The sequence below is a fragment of the Actinotalea sp. genome, from assembly GCF_041597215.1.
Taxonomy (GTDB): domain Bacteria; phylum Actinomycetota; class Actinomycetes; order Actinomycetales; family Cellulomonadaceae; genus Actinotalea.
The window spans coordinates 1-16,177 of the sequence record NZ_JBFHHB010000044.1 but is presented as its reverse complement, the minus strand read 5'-3'; the positions used below and the strand labels follow the sequence as shown (position 1 = coordinate 16,177).

The following is a 16,177-nucleotide window of genomic DNA, read 5'->3' as shown; positions in this document are numbered from 1 at the left end:
GACGCTCGGTGGCGACCTCAGCCTGGTCATCGACCAGGAGGCGATCCTCAAGGTCTTCCGGATCACCGCGCTGACCCAGGTCTTCTCGATCCACTCGACGCTCGAGGACGCGCTCGCCTGAGCCGACGGCTCCCGCTCCGGTCGCCTGGCGCCGACGATCCGCGTCACCGTGCGGTGGCGCGGGTGGTCACCCCCGGTCATCCTTGGCCGGGAGGAGGAACCCACGTGCCTGACATCAGCCGCGTCGGTGAGCGCCTGTGGACCGGCGGCGACCTCCCGTCCCACCGGGGACTCGGACCGATGCTCGCCGGACTCGCCGAGCTCCGTTCCGCCGGGATCACCCACATCGTCGACAACCGCGCCGAGTGGTCGGACGAGGACGTCGTGCGCCGCTACGCCCCGGAGATCACCTACCTCTGGAACGGCCAGGACGACGCGGGGCAGCGGATGCCCGACTCGTGGTTCGACAGCGGTGTCGGCCTCGCGCTGGCAGCGCTCGCGCAGCCGGGCACCCAGGTCCTCGCGCACTGCCACATGGGGATCAACCGGGGCCCGTCGATGGCCTACGCCATCCTCCTGGCCACGGGCGAGAGCCCGGTGCGCGCGCTGAGCGCGATCCGGCGGGCCCGGCCGATCGCTGCCATCGGCTACAGCCTCGACGCCCTCGACTGGTGGCACCGCACTGCGGGCGTGGAGCGCGACGTCGCTCGGCGACAGCGGGCGGCGGTCAAGGACTGGCATCGGCGCAACCGGGTCGACATGCTGCGGCTCGTCCGCGGGTCGGGGCTCGGGGACGAAGCCACCGACGCGACGTCCTGAGCGCCCGGTCGGCGGGCAGATCGGCCCCCCGCTCCGGCGCGCCGTGGTAGGTGTAGCCCATGGCCGTCATCGAGGCCGAGGGCCTGACCAAGCACTACGGTGCCGTGCGTGCGCTCGAAGGCCTCGACCTGGAGGTCGAGGAAGGGGACGTCTTCGGCTACCTCGGGCCGAACGGCTCGGGCAAGACGACGACGATCCGGCTGCTGCTCGGGCTGATCCGCCCGACGTCCGGTCGCGTCGCGGTCCTCGGCGGTGACCCGGAACGTGATGCGGTGTCCATCCACCGGGATCTCGCCTACGTGCCCGGCGAGGCAGCGCTGTGGCCGGAGCTGACGGGTACCGAGACGCTGCACCTTCTCGCTCGGCTCCAGGGGACCGTGGACGAGGACTACCGCACCGAGCTGATCGACCGGTTCGAGCTCGACGGGAGCAAGCGGGTCCGTGCGTACTCCAAGGGCAACCGGCAGAAGGTCTCGTTGATCGCAGCACTCGCCGCACGGCCCGCCCTGCTCGTGCTGGACGAGCCGACGGCGGGCCTCGACCCCTTGATGGAGCAGGTCTTCCGCGCATGCGTCTCGGAGGCGAAGGAGCGGGGCCAGACCGTCTTCCTCTCCTCCCACGTGCTCGCCGAGGTCGAGGCGCTGTGCGACCGCGTCGCGATCCTGCGCGCCGGACGGCTCGTCGAGGTGGGCTCCCTCGACTCGCTGCGGCTGGGATCGACGCTGAGCATCGAGGCGACGTTCCGCGACCGCCCGGCGCCCGACGTCCGAGCCGTGCCGGGTGTGCTCGACGCGAGCGTTGACGGCCGCACGGTCCGGTGCCGGGTGGACGGACCGGTGGCTCCCCTGCTCGCCGTCCTGGCCGCGGCCGGCGCCGAGCGCGTGGTCAGTCGAGAACCGTCCCTCGAGGAGCTGTTCCTGACGTACTACACCGAGGACGACGTACCGCACGGGCCGCCGTCGGGCCGACGGCGCGCCCCATGAGCCGGGACGGCACCGGGTGGGCCATCCTCGGCCTGACGGTCCGTCGCACCTGGCCGGGGGCCGTGGCGACCGCCGCGGCGGTCGTCCTGGTGACCGTGACGGCCGTCGTCGGCTACGTCGCCGCGTACCCGGACCCGGCCGACCGGGTCGTCCTGGCCGCCAGCATCGGGTCCAACCCGGGGATGGTGGCCCTGTTCGGCGAGCCCCGTGCCCTCGAGACCGTCGCCGGTTTCACCGAGTGGCGGGTGCTCCTGGTCCTGGCACTGGTGGGCGGCGTCTGGGCGCTCTTCGCCGCGACCCGCACGATGCGCGGGGAGGAGGACGCCGGACGGGCGGAGATCCTGCTCGCCGCGCCGATCAGCCGGGCGGGGGTGGCCCGCGCCACCGCAGCGGGGCTGGCCGTCGTCCTCGGGCTGCTCACCGCCGTCGCGGTCGGCGGACTCGTCGTCGGTGCCGGACGGGAGCTCGGGACTGACCGAGCCGCGCTCCTGGGGGTGGCCGTCGGGGGCATCCCGGCGATCATGGCGGGGGTCGGGGCGGTCTGCTCGCAGCTCGTCGACAGCCGACGTCGCGCGGCAGGTCTGGGCGCCATCGTCCTCGGTCTCTGGTACGTCGTCCGGGTCGTCGCGGACTCCACCCCTGACCTGCGCTGGCTGCGCTGGGCGACGCCGCTCGGCTGGCTGGAGCTGGCCGCTCCGCTGACCGCCCCGAGTCCCTGGCCGGTGGCCCTCACCTGGGCGACCGGCCTTCTCCTCGGCCTCGCAGCCCTCGTGCTGAGCAGACGGCGGGATCTCGGGGCGGGGCTCGTCCGCGGCCGCGACGACGGTCGGGCACGCACGGCCCTCCTCGCGAGTCCCTGGGGTCTCGCCCTCCGCCTCTCGAGGGGCGCGGCCCTGGCCTGGTCCCTCGGCATGGGGACCTTCGGGCTCCTCGTCGGGCTGGTGGCGCGCACCGCTGCCGAGGCCATGGCCGGCTCGACGAGCGGGAGTGCGCTCGGTGGTCTCGGCATCGCGGACACCGGCACCCGGGCCTATGTCGGTCTGTCCTTCGTGCTCGCCACGGTGGCTCTCGCCACGGCTGCCGCCGGGCTGGCCGCAGCGACGCGCGAGGAGGAGGGCAGTGCCAGGCTCGACACGATCCTCGTCCGCCCGGTGGACCGCGCCCGGTGGCTGGCGAGCAGGCTCCTGGCCGCGGTCGCCGTCCTCGTCCTCGCGTCCGCTGCGCTGGTGGCCGGGATCTGGACGGCCGGACGGGTGGGGGACCTGGGGGTCGAGGCCGGTGACCTCGCCCTGGCCGGAGTCAACATGCTCCCGGCGGCGCTGCTGGTCCTCGGGGCGGGAACGCTGGTGCACGGGCTCCTGCCGCGCCGTACCGCGACCCTCACCTACGGCGGGGTCGCGGCGTCCTTCCTGCTCGAGGTCGTCGGGTCGACGGTCGACCTGCCCGGATGGCTGCTGGGCCTCTCCGTCTTCCACCACGTGGCGCCCGCCCCGGCGGTCGATCCCGACTGGCCGGCGGCGCTCGTCCTCCTCTCGCTCGCGGTGGTGACGGCAGCGGCGGGGGCGGTCGCCCTGCGCCGGCGCGACGTCGAGCCGGCCTGAGGCACCCGTGCCGGGTGGGCCTCAGCGCCTGCGCACGTGGGGCGCCAGGAGGGCTCGCAGGCCACCACGCAGCTCGGGGACCAGCCGTCCCCAGTAGAGGGCGTTGGCCACCAGGCCGAACCCCACGACGTCGCGACGGTGGCGCAGGGCACCCCAGAGCGGGACCGTCAGCGGCCACAGCATCGCGATGCGGCGGTCGCGGGTGAGGCCGATGAGCGCACTCAGACCGGCAGTGGTGACCAGGAAGCCGAGCGGGTCCAGCACCAGGAACCCGCCGAGCATCGGGGACATCCCGTAGCCGCCCTTCCCACCGCTCCAGACCGGGACGACGTGGCCGAGGACGGCACCGGCGGCGGCCGCCGGCGCGGCGGGGGTCCCCGGCAGTGCTAGCCGCGCCGCCAGGGTCGGCGCGAGGGCCTTGCCGGCCTCGAGCACGATGCTCAGCGCCATCGCCCGGTTGCCGGCGTGCTCGCGCACGCTGGTCGGGGTGATCCCGTGGAACTCGACCGTCGTCCCCGTCTCGACCACGTCGACATGCGTGACGCTGATGTCCTCGCCAGGCGCCGCACGGGCGCCGATCATGCGTGAGAAGGACACGGCGCCGGCGAGGTACCCGGCCGCAGCGCCGAAGGCGCCGGCCGACCACCCGCTCGGAGGCGTCCTCATGGCAGCGTCCCGTCCGGTGCGCGGGGCCCGTCGAGCACGAGGACCTCGCCGGCCCCGCCGTCGACGCACAGGCGTGTGCCGTCGGTCACGCGGAGCACACCGGCCACCGAGGCGACGCAGGGCAATCCGAGCTCCCTCGCCACGATCGAGGCGTGCGAGAGCATCCCGCCGGTCTCGGTGACGACGGCCCCGGCGCGGAGCAGCAGCGGCGTCCACGTCACGTCGGCGGCCTCGAGCACGAGGACGTCCTGCGGGCCGATCTCCGGTGCGTTCGCGAGCGAGGTGACGATCCGCGCCGGCCCCGTGTGCCGGCCCCGGGACGTCGGCGTGCCGTGCAGGACCCGAGCCCCCGCCCTGCCGAGCACGGGCACCGGGTCGTCGCCGACGATCGTCTCCGGCCAGTCGAGCTCTGCGGCTTCTGCCATCTCCTCGCGCCGTCGTGCGGCGAGCGACCTGGTGTCCGGCAACGCGCCCTTGAGTGCGGCACGCAGCTCGGCGAGGTCGAGGAGGAAGACGTCGTCGGGTCCGTCGAGGAGACCACGGGAGGTCAGCCGCGCTCCCGCCTCCAGGAACACGGGACGGAAGAGCCCGTAGAAGCGCGCATAGGCGTAGCCGACGTCCTCCCGGGCCAGGCGCAGCGTCGCCGCCCGAGACCAGGCGCGCGCCGTGCGCCACCGCAGCCACGGGGGAGTCCGCTCCAACAGCTCCACCCGCCCGCCGACGTTCCCCCGACGAGCGGCGTCCGGTCCTGCCCCGGCCGGACCTGTCGTCCCGAGGAGGTTGCGCCGCACCCGCTCCCCCTGCTCGGCCCAGGTCGCACGCGAGCAGTCGTTCGGGCTGTCCGAGAGGTGACCGAACCGCTCGAGGTAGTCGGCCCAGGCCGCGTCGTCGTCGCGGTCGACGGCAGCAAGGGCATGCACGGGGCTGAGCTCGCGCACCCGCTCCAGCTCCTGGCCGGGGTCGACCGTCGTGGGGTCGAGGCCCCGTCGGTGGGCCGCACGACGGACCCGCGCTGCCGCCATGTCCGCCAGGAGCGGGGTCACGACGTTGAACCGCGCCAGGTCGGCGAAGCCGAGCCGGAGCCGGTCGACCCGGTCGAGCAGGTCCTCGTCGCTCAAGGAGGAGAGGTCGACACCGGACTCCTCGGCGCGTGAGGCCTCCGCGAGGCGCACCTGCGCGTGCGCCTCGTCCGGCCACCGGCGCAGTTCGAGGACGAGTCCGAGCAGGCGAGGGGAGCGCCGCAGGATCGCGCCGACGGAGGGTCGCATCGAGGACCGGCCCGTCCCCGCCCGCATCTGCTCGAGGGCGTCGGCAGGCATGCCGAGCGAGGTGAACACCGCGCCGAAGGCACCCATGTCGAAGTAGGCGCGGTACCCGAACGGGTGCGCGAGACTCTCGGGCTCGAGCCCGGTCGGGCCCAGCGCCCTGTCGAGCACGTCGACCCAGACGCGGTTGACGACGGGCACGTTGACGGACCACACCAGGGGAGGGATGAGGCCGGGCAGCACGTCCCGCGCGATCCGGGACGACCAGACCCTCGCGGTCGACGTGAGCGACGTGATGGGACGGGACTGCACGAGCCAGAGCCGGGTGCCGTCCCACGCCCACTCGACGTCCGTGGGCTCTCCGTCGGCCGCGGCGACGGCACGCGTGAGCGCGACGACCTCACGCAGGACGGCGTCCGGCAGCAGCGGCGGCACCGGGACCGAGGGGTCGGCGTCACGCACGGGGTCGGCGCCCGGAGCGCAGGTCCAGCGCTGCGGGGTCGCCCCTCGCCCCACGAGGGTCTCGCCGCGGCCGGCGACGGCCTCGACGACGACCCGTGGGCCGCCGGTCACCGGGTCCCGGCTGAAGGCCACTCCGCTGGCGACAGCCGTCACCATCTCCTGCACGATCACGGACATCCGGATCGTCGACGCGTCCACCCCGACCCGTCGGGCGTAGGCCGCGACCTGCGCCGTGCGCGTCGAGGCCGTGACCTCGAGCACCGCGGCGAGGACCTCGTCGGTCCCGGACACGTCCAGGACGGTGGCGAACTGACCGGCGAAGGAGCAGGTCCCGCTGTCCTCGGCGTCGGCCGAGGACCGGACGACGTACCGGCGCTGCGGCACCAGCACCGCGCCGAGCTCCTCGCGTACGGTTCCGAGGCCCCGGAGGTCGGTGGTGCCCGGAGAGCCGAGGTGGGACGCGGGGACGACCACCCCGGGCGGCACCGGCCAGCCCTGCCCCAGGAGCCATCCCAGGCGCGCCGCCTTCGTGCCGACGAGTCCCGCGGGCGGCGACGACCGCAGGTCCACCAGGGTGCCTGCCACGCTCCTCACGCTAGCGGCTCGTGCGGAGCGAGGCAGGGCGACCAGCCCACCGCTGGGACCGGGCGCACCACCCGCTCGCCTGGCCCCGCAGTGATCAACCCGTAGACTCCGACCGTCCGCGGCACGCGGGGGTCGGCAACGAGGCCGCCCCGTCCTGGCCGCGCGGGGGACTTGGAGGGCGCATGCTCACGCTCGGGAACTCGAGCCTCACGATCGTCGCGGTCATCGCCGCCATCGCCGTCGTCTCGCTCGTGTTCGCGCTGGTGCTGCGGCGCCAGGTGCTCGCGGCCGACGAGGGCACGGCGAAGATGCAGGAGATCGCGGCGGCGGTGCAGGAGGGTGCCTCGGCGTACCTGAACCGGATGTTCAGGACCCTGGTGCTGTTCGCCGTCATCGTCTTCGGGCTGCTGTTCCTCCTCCCGGGGGACACCGGGATCCGGATCGGACGCTCGGTCTTCTTCCTCGTCGGGGCGGGGTTCTCCGCGGCGATCGGGTACCTCGGGATGTGGCTCGCGACCCGCGCGAACGTGCGCGTCGCCTCCGCGGCACGGCGCTCGGACGGGCGCGTGGTCGGGGCCCAGATCGCCTTCCGCACCGGTGGTGTCGTCGGGATGTCCGTCGTCGGTCTCGGCCTGGCCGGGGCGACGACGGTCGTGCTGATCTTCCGCGAGCAGGCTCCCGCCGTTCTCGAGGGCTTCGGCTTCGGCGCAGCGCTGCTGGCGATGTTCATGCGCGTGGGTGGTGGCATCTTCACGAAGGCCGCCGACGTCGGCGCGGACCTGGTGGGCAAGGTCGAGCAGGGCATCCCCGAGGACGACCCCCGCAACGCCGCGACGATCGCCGACAACGTCGGCGACAACGTCGGCGACTGTGCCGGGATGGCGGCGGACCTCTTCGAGTCCTACGCCGTGACGCTCGTGGCCGCCCTGATCCTCGGCAAGGTCTCCTTCGGTGAGCAGGGGCTCGTCTTCCCGCTCGTCGTGGCGGGGATCGGCGCGATCACCGCCGCCCTCGGCGTCGTCCTGACCAAGGTGCGCGGCCAGGAGAGCGGGCTGCGGGCGATCTACCGCGGCTTCTACCAGGCGGCCCTCACCGGTGCCGTGCTGACGGCGATCGCCGCGTTCGTCTACCTGCCCTCGAGCTTCTCGACGCTCTCCGGGGTGCACGGTGACCTCGCGACCCACACCGGAGACCCGCGGGTGGTCGCGACCCTTGCGGTGACGATCGGCATCCTGCTCGCCGGGATCATCCTGTGGCTGACCGGCTACTTCACCGGGACCACGTCCAACCCCACCAAGCACGTGGCACGCACGACGCTCACCGGCGCGGCCACCGTCGTCCTGTCGGGGATCGGCGTCGGCTTCGAGTCGGCCGTCTACACGGCGGGCATCATCGCCGCGGCGATCTGCGGGGTCTTCCTCATCTCCGGCGGGTCGATCACGCTCTCCCTCTTCCTCATCGCGCTCGCCGGATGCGGCCTGCTCACGACCGTCGGCGTCATCGTCGCGATGGACACCTTCGGCCCGGTGAGCGACAACGCCCAGGGGATCGCGGAGATGAGCGGCGACATCGACGCCGAGGGCGCGCAGACCCTCACCGACCTGGACGCCGTGGGCAACACCACCAAGGCCATCACCAAGGGGATCGCGATCGCCACGGCCGTGCTCGCCGCGACGGCGCTGTTCGGCTCGTACACCGACGCCGTCCGGACGGCGGTCGACGAGCTCGGGTCCGGCTTCGACACCAGCGGCTTCGCCGTGGCGATGCTCTCCTACCAGGTGATCTCCCCGATCACGCTCGTCGGGGTCATCCTCGGTGGGGCGACGGTCTTCCTGTTCTCCGGGCTCGCGATCGACGCGGTGACCAGGGCGGCCGGTGCGATCGTCTTCGAGGTGCGTCGTCAGTTCCGTGAGAACCCCGGGATCATGACCGGCGAGGTCCGGCCCGAGTACGGCCGCGTGGTGGACATCTGCACGCGGGACTCGTTGCGCGAGCTCGCCACGCCCGGTCTCCTGGCCGCGTTCGCGCCGATCGCCGTGGGCTTCGGCCTCGGCGTCGGACCGTTGGCAGGCTTCCTCGCCGGTGCGATCGCGACCGGCGTGCTGATGGCCGTGTTCCTCGCCAACTCCGGTGGCGCGTGGGACAACGCGAAGAAGCTCGTCGAGGACGGCAACCACGGCGGCAAGCACTCCACGGCCCATGCCGCAGCGGTGATCGGCGACACCGTCGGGGACCCCTTCAAGGACACCGCCGGTCCGGCCATCAACCCGCTCATCAAGGTGATGAACCTCGTCGCGCTGCTCATCGCGCCGGCGGTGGTCCACCTCTCGATCGGCGACGGGGCGAACCACACCATCCGACTCGCGATCGCGACGACGGCGATGCTCATCGCCTTCGGTGCCGTGATCGCCTCACGGATGCGGGCGGCGGCCGTGGACCGTGAGGGTCTGCTCGAGCAGGAGGCCTCCCTCGCCTGACACGTTCTCGCCCGGCCGGCGGTCTGCGTCCGTCCGCCTGCGCGTGATGAGCCTGAACGTGCGGGGGCTGCGTGACGACCGCGCCGCCCTCGTCCGGCTGCTGCGCGAGAACGCTCCGGACGTGGTGGCCCTGCAGGAGCCTCCCCGGGGTCCCTTCGCCGGCAGCCGGTTGCGCCGCGTGGCCAGGGCGGCTGACCTCAGGGTCGCGGTCGCCGGTCACGGGTCGCGGACCACGGCCCTGCTCGTGCGGGCCGACGAGCCACCGGTGCCTGGCCGGTCCGTGCGCCTGCCGCGCGCCGGAGGGCGCGTGCGCAGAGGAGCGGTCCTGGCGGACCTGCGCGGGGTGCGGGTGGTCGGGGTGCACCTCGGACTGCACGCCGCTGAACGCCAGGACCACGTGCGTCGCGTCCTGGCCCTCGTGCGCGAGGCGCCCGGACCCTGCGTCGTCGCCGGTGACCTCAACGAGTCCCCGGCCGGCACGGCGGCCCGGCGGCTGACGGCCGTCCTGCGCGATGCGGCGGCCGGGGCCGGGCCGACCTACCCTGCGAGGGACCCCGCGCACCGCATCGACGTCGTCCTGGTCTCTCCTGGCATCGTCGTCGAGTCGGCGGCGGTGCTCCGGGGCCCGGATGCGAGCAGCGCGAGCGATCACCTCCCCGTGGTGGTCGACCTGAGGATCGGAGAACGACGATGAGCCCGAGCGAGAGCGCCTCTCCTGGTGCCGCCCCGCACGCCGACCCGGTCCTCGCCGACGCCCTGCGCGCCGACCTCACCGACGGCGGCCTGACGGTCCCCGCCGTCGAGACGCTGCTCGGTCCGACCGCCTCAGGCGCGCTGCACCGCGAGGAGATCCTCCCGGCGCTGCGCGCGGTCGGCGGCAGGGGAGCAGTCGATCCGCTCGTCACGCTGACGCGGGTCTTCGTGCTGGGTCGCCCCGTCCCGCGCGCGGAGGCCGAGCGTGCCCTTCCCCGGCTCGGTGTCGAGGGCGCCGTCCGGCTCGGGCTGCTCGACGCTGCCGGGCAGCAGGAGACCGACCAGGTCCGGCCCCTGGTCGACCTGCGTCCCTACTCCGCGAGCGATGCCGCCGGGGAGGTGGACTGGTGGCTCGCCTCCGACCTCGGGGAGGCGGTGACCGGGGAGGTGCTGCACCGCGAGCACGTGCTCGGCGTCGGCGGGGCGTCGATCACCCTTGCACAGTCGACGATCCGCACCCGCGTCCACCGGACCCTCGACCTCGGCACCGGTTGCGGGGTCCAGGCCCTGCACGCGAGCCGGCACAGCGACTCGGTGGTCGCGACGGACCTCTCCGCCCGGGCGCTGGCCTTCGCCCGTCTCAACGCCGCGCTCGTCGGGGTGGAGCTCGACCTGCGGCTGGGCTCGATGCTGGAGCCGGTGCACGGAGAGCAGTTCGACCTCGTGGTGTCCAACCCTCCCTTCGTCATCACCCCGCGCTCGGCCGGGTCCGGCCCGGTCTACGAGTACCGTGACGGCGGGCGGTCGGGCGACGACCTGGTCCGGGACCTGATCACGGGGGTCGGAGACGTCCTCGCCCCAGGTGGGGTGGCCCAGCTGCTCGGCAACTGGGAGCACCGCGGCGGCCAGGACTGGACCGAGCGGGTCGGTGGCTGGCTGGACCAGGCGGGACTGGACGGCTGGGTGGTCCAGCGGGAGGTCCTCGACCCCGCCGAGTACGCCGAGCTGTGGTTGCGCGACGGCGGGACCACCCGTGAGCGGGACCGCGCCCGGTGGGAGTCAGGCCTGACCGCATGGCTCGAGGACTTCGAGCAGCGGGGGGTCGACGCCGTCGGGCTCGGGATGGTCGTGCTGCGCCGCCCTCTCGCCGGAGGCCCCTCGATGCGCCGGCTCGAGGAGCAGCCGGGAGCGGTCCGTCAGCCGCTCGGCGGCCACCTTGCCACGGTCCTGGCGGCGCACGACTGGCTCACGCTGCACGACGACGAGGCCGTGCTCGGCTCGCGCCTCACCGTCGCCCCGGACGTGACGGAGGAGCGTCACCTGCGCCCCGGTGCCGCCGATCCGAGCGTCGTCCTGCTGCGCCAGGGGGGTGGCTTCGGCCGCACGGTGCAGGTCGGGACGGCGCTCGCTGGTCTCGTCGGAGCCTGTGACGGGGACCTCACCGTCGGCCAGATCCTCGGCGGTCTCGGGGCGATCCTCGACGTGGAGGTCGCCGAGCTGCGGTCGAGCCTCCTTCCGGCCGTGCGCGGGCTCCTGCTCGACGGCCTGCTGGAGCCACCGATCCATAGGTGATGCACAGGTCGCACAGACCTGTGCCCCAGCCTCGACTCCTACCTTCGCGAATGGCCCTGCCGGACGAGCGAAGGACGAGAGTGACGACGAGATCCAGGAGGGCCACGGCCCTCTCCCGAGTCGGAATGGTGCTTGCCGGGCTCGCCGTCGTGGCGCTCGCGGCCGCCGGCGGCTGGTGGTTCGGTTCGCGGGAGACCGCAGGTGCGGTCGAGGCAGCGGCCACGACGACGACCAGGACGGTCGCCGCCTCCCTCGGGACGTTGCAGAAGTCGGTGTCGGCGACCGGCACCCTGACCCCTGCGGTCCAGGAGGACGTGAGCTTCGCGGTCAGCGGCACCGTGACCTCGGTGACCGTCGCCGAGGGCGACACGGTGACCGAGGGGCAGACCCTGGCGACCGTCGACACGCTCGAGCTCGAGGCGACGCTGCTGTCGGCGAAGTCGAGCCTCGCCCAGGCGAACGCGAGCCTCGCTGACGCAGAGGACGAGGACGACGGGAGTGACGCCTCCGACGCGAAGATCGCCTCCGCTGAGGCGCAGGTCGAGCTCGCCGCCACCCGGGTCGAGGAGGCGACCGAGTCCCTCGCCGACGCGACTCTCGTCGCTCCCGTCGCCGGGCTGCTCACCACGGTCGACCTCGAGGTGGGAGATGTCGTCCAGGGCTCGAGCTCCTCCTCGCAGTCCGCGGGCGAGGGGACCTCCTCGGCGCCCTTCGTGATCATCGGGACCGACTCCTGGGTGGTCGAGACCACCGTCGACGAGAGCGACGTCGCCCTGATCGCCACCGGCGACCAGGCGGAGCTCACCGTCGACGGGATCACCGACACCGTGTTCGGCACCGTCGCGGAGATCGGGCTCCTCTCGACGAGCACCTCGGGAGTCGCCGCCTACCCCGTGACCGTCGCGGTCACCGGTGCCGTGGACGACCTGCACGACGGGGTCTCGGTCGACGTCTCGATCGTCTACGAGCGGCGCACCGACGTCCTGACCATCCCCGCGGCAGCCGTGCGCACCGTCGACGGGCAGACGGTGGTCACCGTCGTCGACGAGTCCGGTACCGAGGTGGAGACCGTCGTCACCACCGGGGAGACCTCCGACTCCAGCACCGAGATCCTCTCCGGGCTGAGCGAGGGCGACACCGTCCTGATCACCGTCGTGACGGCGCAGGCCGGGGGCTCGAGGAGCGACACCGGGACCACGACCGAGGACGGCGGTCCCCCTGCGGGACTCGACCCGAGCCAGCTCGGTGGAGGCGCCGGCGGACCGGGGCAGGCCGGCAATGGCTGAGGCGACGCTCGAGCGGTCCGCCCCTGCGTCGCTCGCAGCGGATCCCGTCATCGACCTGCGGGGAGTGGGCAAGACCTACCGGACCGGGGCCGTGGAGTACGAGGCCCTGCGCGAGGTGGACCTGACCATCGAGGTGGGCGAGTACGTGGCGATCATGGGGCCGTCCGGCTCCGGGAAGTCGACGCTGATGAACCTCATCGGCTGCCTCGACACGCTCACCGTCGGCAGCTATCGCCTCGCGGGGGAGGACGTCGACGAGCTCGACGAGGTCCAGCTCGCCGAGATCCGCAACCGGCGCATCGGTTTCGTGTTCCAGCAGTTCCACCTGCTGCCCTCGCTCGCGGCATGGCGCAACGTCGAGCTGCCGATGGTCTACGGGCGGGTGCCGGCCGCCGAGCGCAAGGAGCGCGCTGTGGCCGCACTGCACCGCGTCGGTCTCGGGGAGAAGCTCGCCAACCGGCCGGGGGAGATGTCCGGCGGCCAGCAGCAGCGCGTCGCTGTCGCCCGGGCCCTGGTCGGTGAGCCCGCCCTGATCCTCGCGGACGAGCCGACCGGCAACCTCGACTCCACGTCGAGCGCCGACGTCCTCGCGCTCTTCGCCGAGCTGCACGCCCAGGGCCGCACGATCGTCCTCATCACCCACGAGGAGGAGGTCGCCGAGCACGCGCACCGCATCGTGCGGGTCCGTGACGGCCGCATCCACTCCGACGAGGTGAGAGCTCGATGACCTGGACCGAGACCCTGCGCACCGGCCTCGCGGCCATCCGCAGCCACGCCATGCGCTCGATCCTCACGGTGCTCGGCATCCTCATCGGGATCGCCGCGGTGATCCTCACCGTCGGGCTCGGGCTCGGGAGCCAGAAGGACGTCAGCGAGTCCATCACCTCCCTCGGCTCGAACCTCCTGATCGTCACTCCCGGGTCCAGCACCGACACCTCCGGTGTCCGCGGCGGCTTCGGGTCCCTGTTCAGCCTGACGAGCTCCGACGCCGAGGCCCTCGACTCGGAGGTCAGCGCGCCGGACGTCTCAGGGGTCGCACCGGAGAAGACGAGCTCGCTGTCGGTGGAGTCGAGCGAGACGAACTGGACCACCTCGGTGGTCGGGACGACCGCCGACTGGCTGACGGTGCGCTCCCGATCGCTCGACTCGGGGGAGTTCCTCTCCGAGGACGACGTCGCCCAGTCCGCTCCCGTCGCCGTCCTCGGCGCGACCGCGGCGACCGAGCTCTTCGGGTCGACGGAGGTCGTCGGGCAGACGGTCACCGTCTCCGGGATCGACTTCGAGGTCATCGGGGTCCTGGCGGAAGCCGGGTCGAGCTCGGAGACCGACCTCGACGACATCGTGGTGGCCCCGCTGAGCACGGTCTCCGAGAGCCTCGTCGGGGGCCGGGACCGCGATGCCGTGAACACCATCTACGTCCAGGCCGCATCGGCGGAGCAGCTCTCTGCCGCCTACCAGGAGACCCAGACGCTCCTGCTCAACCTGCACGGGATCACCGACAGCGCCGACGCCGACTTCTCGGTGAGCACGCAGGACTCCCTGGTCAGCACGGCGACCGCGGTCTACCGGACGTTGACCGTCCTCCTGGCCGGGATCGCGGCTCTCTCGCTCCTTGTCGGCGGTATCGGCGTGATGAACATCATGCTCGTCTCCGTCACCGAGAGGACGAGGGAGATCGGGCTGCGCAAGGCGCTCGGAGCGCCCCCGTGGGCGATCCGGCGGCAGTTCCTCATCGAGGCGGGCGTGCTCGGTCTCGCGGGCGGGCTGCTCGGTGCAGCGCTCGGGATCCTCGCGGCGCGGGTGCTCCCTGCCGTCCTGGACAGCTCCGTCGTGGTCTCCGTCCCCGCCGTCGTCGGCTCGGTCGTCATCGCGATGGGCATCGGCATCGTCTTCGGCGTGTACCCGGCGACCCGTGCCGCGCGCCTCGCCCCGATCGATGCCCTGAGAAGCGAATGACCACGCGACAGCGAGGCGGCGGGTCCCCTGCCCTCGCCTCCGCACGCACCCCTCTCGCACATGACGCACAGGAGATCCCCATGGTGACGACCTCATCCCTCCCCCGCGGTACCCGCGCCCGCGGCGCCCGGTCCGGACTGGCCCTCGGGGCGTCGGTCGCGGTGCTCGGGCTCGTCCTCGCCGGGTGCTCCGGGGAGGACAGCACCTCGGAGCAGACCGTGACGGCCGCACCGGAGGCCTCTGCGGCCACGGCGAGCCCGAGCCCCGGCGCGGGTGACGAGCCGGGCGGGACCGCGGTGAGCGGACTCATCGCCTCGATCACCGACTCCGTCGCCCAGGTGCAGTCGACCGGCGCCCAGACGGCAGTCACCTGGACCGACGAGACCACGGTGCTGGTCACGAGTGCGAGCGACCTCAGTGCCGTGACGGTGGGATCGTGCGTGATGGTCCTCGCCTCCGCCGCCGACGACACGACCGAGACCCTCGCGTCCACCGTCGTCGTCTCCGACCCGGTCGACGGGGAGTGCGTCGCCGGTGCCGGCCTCGCCTCCGGGCCGGGGGCGCCCGGTGCGAGCGGGGCCGCGGGTGAGGACGGTGCGTCGCGGCCGACGGACCGTCCGTCCGACCAGACGTCGGAGCAGCCGACGGACCAGCCGACGGACGCAGCGGGCGGGCAGGGCGCGGGCGGGCCCGGTTCCGGGGCGGCCGGCGGGTCCGCGGTCACCGGACAGGTGACGGCCGTCGACTCGTCGACGATCACGATCACGACGACGGACCGCGACGGTGCCGAGTCCGAGGCGAGCGTCACGGTCGGGGCCGACACGACCTACCAGCAGACGGTCTCGGCGGGAACCGAGCAGATCGCCGTGGGCTGGTGCGCCACGGCACGGGGGACCACCGATGACCGTGGAGGGCTCACCGCCGAGACGATGACCCTCACCGAGTCCGTGGACGGCGCCTGCGCGGAGGTGGGGACCCGTGGCTGAGTCCTCTGTGTCGCGTGCACCGCGCACCGGTGGTCGACGCCGGGCCGTCCGCAGGAGGCGCACGGCCGCGATCGGCGCTGGAGTCCTCGCCCTCGGTCTGGCCGTCGGCGGAGTGAGCATCGCGGCGGGACAGGCGGGAGCCTCGCCGTACCGCCTCGCCACCGCCGAGGTCGCCTCGGTCGCCCAGGCGATCGACGCCGTCGGCACCGTCTCGTCGGCGAGCCGTGCCGACGCGGCCTTCTCGGTGGCCGGGACGGTGGAGTCCGTCCTGGTCGCGGTCGGTGACCAGGTCACGGCCGGCCAGACGCTGGCCACCCTCGACCCCTCGGAGCTCCAGGACGCCGTCGACGAGGCGAGCGCAGCGCTCGCGGACGCCGAGCAGCAGCTCGAGGACGACCTCGACTCCCAGACCGACACGAGCACCGACACGAGCACCGACACGAGCACCGACACGAGCACCGACACTGCCGTCGACACCGAGACGCTGACGACGGTCTCGTCCCCGGCGTCGGGTTCTCCCAGCGCCGAGACGGACGGGGAGAGCGGAGCGGGTCCGACCTCGGTCGAGCTCGACCCGGCGGTCGAGGCCGCGATCGCTGCGGTACGGGCGGCGCAGGAGGAACTCCTCGCCGCGCACAGCGAGGCCACGGCGCTCCTGGAGGTCTCGCAGGACTCCCTGGCCACGGCTCAGTCCGTCTGCGAGCCGCTGCTCAGCTCTGAGACGACCGACGAGACGGGCACGGACGAGACGGGCACGGACGAGACGGGCACGGACGAGACGGGCACGGACGAGACGGGCACGGACGAGACGGGCACGGACGAGACG

At 73.4% G+C, this 16,177-nt stretch carries 13 protein-coding genes; 11 read left to right on the top strand and 2 right to left on the bottom strand.

The genetic code is table 11. The annotated features are described in order from the left end of the window. Positions 1-225: 225 nt before the first annotated feature. From ABWK99_RS05105 to ABWK99_RS05095, 3 genes are read left to right on the top strand one after another with little or no spacing between them, the layout of a single operon-like run. A complete protein-coding gene (locus ABWK99_RS05105) occupies positions 226-819 on the top strand; it encodes a dual specificity protein phosphatase family protein (RefSeq protein ID WP_372593619.1) in 594 nt (197 codons plus the stop codon). Positions 820-878: 59 nt separating this feature from the next. Beyond that, entirely contained in the window at positions 879-1,802 is a 924-nt protein-coding gene (locus ABWK99_RS05100) for an ABC transporter ATP-binding protein (RefSeq protein ID WP_372593618.1), read from the top strand. After that, complete coding sequence (locus ABWK99_RS05095; protein WP_372593617.1) at positions 1,799-3,403, top strand: ABC transporter permease subunit; 1,605 nt, start codon at positions 1,799-1,801, stop codon at positions 3,401-3,403. Before ABWK99_RS05100 ends, ABWK99_RS05095 begins: the two co-directional genes overlap by 4 nt. A 21-nt stretch (positions 3,404-3,424) precedes the next feature. On the opposite strand, the gene ABWK99_RS05090 is transcribed toward ABWK99_RS05095, so the two are convergent. Together ABWK99_RS05090 and ABWK99_RS05085 are read right to left on the bottom strand one after the other, a co-directional pair. Next, positions 3,425-4,069: a glycerol-3-phosphate acyltransferase gene (locus tag ABWK99_RS05090; protein ID WP_372593616.1), complete on the bottom strand. Its 645-nt coding sequence runs from the start codon at positions 4,067-4,069 to the stop codon at positions 3,425-3,427. Then, positions 4,066-6,381 carry a PEP/pyruvate-binding domain-containing protein gene (locus ABWK99_RS05085; RefSeq protein WP_372593615.1) on the bottom strand — a complete coding sequence of 772 codons (2,316 nt, stop codon included), beginning with the start codon at positions 6,379-6,381 and terminating at the stop codon, positions 4,066-4,068. Before ABWK99_RS05085 ends, ABWK99_RS05090 begins: the two co-directional genes overlap by 4 nt. 182 nt (positions 6,382-6,563) lie before the next feature. On the opposite strand from ABWK99_RS05085, the gene ABWK99_RS05080 reads away from it, so the two are divergent. The 8 genes from ABWK99_RS05080 to ABWK99_RS05045 all read left to right on the top strand — a co-directional run. Next, complete coding sequence (locus ABWK99_RS05080) at positions 6,564-8,858, top strand: sodium-translocating pyrophosphatase (RefSeq protein WP_372593614.1); 2,295 nt, start codon at positions 6,564-6,566, stop codon at positions 8,856-8,858. Positions 8,859-8,904: 46 nt separating this feature from the next. After that, entirely contained in the window at positions 8,905-9,552 is a 648-nt protein-coding gene (locus tag ABWK99_RS05075) for an endonuclease/exonuclease/phosphatase family protein (RefSeq protein ID WP_372593613.1), read from the top strand. Further along, entirely contained in the window at positions 9,549-11,123 is a 1,575-nt protein-coding gene (locus tag ABWK99_RS05070; protein WP_372593612.1) for a methyltransferase, read from the top strand. Before ABWK99_RS05075 ends, ABWK99_RS05070 begins: the two co-directional genes overlap by 4 nt. A 125-nt stretch (positions 11,124-11,248) precedes the next feature. Continuing rightward, on the top strand, positions 11,249-12,409 hold the full coding sequence (locus ABWK99_RS05065) for an efflux RND transporter periplasmic adaptor subunit (RefSeq protein ID WP_372593611.1): 1,161 nt from the start codon (positions 11,249-11,251) through the stop codon (positions 12,407-12,409). Beyond that, a complete protein-coding gene (locus ABWK99_RS05060) occupies positions 12,402-13,136 on the top strand; it encodes an ABC transporter ATP-binding protein (protein ID WP_372593610.1) in 735 nt (244 codons plus the stop codon). The genes ABWK99_RS05065 and ABWK99_RS05060 overlap by 8 nt, the downstream gene beginning before the upstream one ends. Next, positions 13,133-14,365, top strand: coding sequence for an ABC transporter permease (locus tag ABWK99_RS05055; RefSeq protein WP_372593609.1), 1,233 nt, complete (start codon positions 13,133-13,135; stop codon positions 14,363-14,365). Before ABWK99_RS05060 ends, ABWK99_RS05055 begins: the two co-directional genes overlap by 4 nt. Positions 14,366-14,445: 80 nt before the next feature. Beyond that, positions 14,446-15,351, top strand: a complete 906-nt coding sequence (locus ABWK99_RS05050) for a hypothetical protein (protein ID WP_372593608.1) — start codon at positions 14,446-14,448, stop codon at positions 15,349-15,351. Next, a partial coding sequence (locus tag ABWK99_RS05045; protein WP_372593607.1) for a biotin/lipoyl-binding protein occupies positions 15,344-16,177 on the top strand: 834 nt, incomplete at its 3' end. The genes ABWK99_RS05050 and ABWK99_RS05045, both read left to right, overlap by 8 nt.

Coding starts and splice junctions, on each gene's coding strand:
- ABWK99_RS05100 (WP_372593618.1), top strand. CDS start 879: ATGGCCGTCATCGAGGCCGAGGGCCTGACCAAGCACTACGGTGCCGTG.
- ABWK99_RS05095 (WP_372593617.1), top strand. CDS start 1,799: ATGAGCCGGGACGGCACCGGGTGGGCCATCCTCGGCCTGACGGTCCGT.
- ABWK99_RS05090 (WP_372593616.1), bottom strand. CDS start 4,069: ATGAGGACGCCTCCGAGCGGGTGGTCGGCCGGCGCCTTCGGCGCTGCG.
- ABWK99_RS05080 (WP_372593614.1), top strand. CDS start 6,564: ATGCTCACGCTCGGGAACTCGAGCCTCACGATCGTCGCGGTCATCGCC.
- ABWK99_RS05075 (WP_372593613.1), top strand. CDS start 8,905: ATGAGCCTGAACGTGCGGGGGCTGCGTGACGACCGCGCCGCCCTCGTC.
- ABWK99_RS05070 (WP_372593612.1), top strand. CDS start 9,549: ATGAGCCCGAGCGAGAGCGCCTCTCCTGGTGCCGCCCCGCACGCCGAC.
- ABWK99_RS05065 (WP_372593611.1), top strand. CDS start 11,249: ATGGTGCTTGCCGGGCTCGCCGTCGTGGCGCTCGCGGCCGCCGGCGGC.
- ABWK99_RS05060 (WP_372593610.1), top strand. CDS start 12,402: ATGGCTGAGGCGACGCTCGAGCGGTCCGCCCCTGCGTCGCTCGCAGCG.
- ABWK99_RS05055 (WP_372593609.1), top strand. CDS start 13,133: ATGACCTGGACCGAGACCCTGCGCACCGGCCTCGCGGCCATCCGCAGC.
- ABWK99_RS05050 (WP_372593608.1), top strand. CDS start 14,446: ATGGTGACGACCTCATCCCTCCCCCGCGGTACCCGCGCCCGCGGCGCC.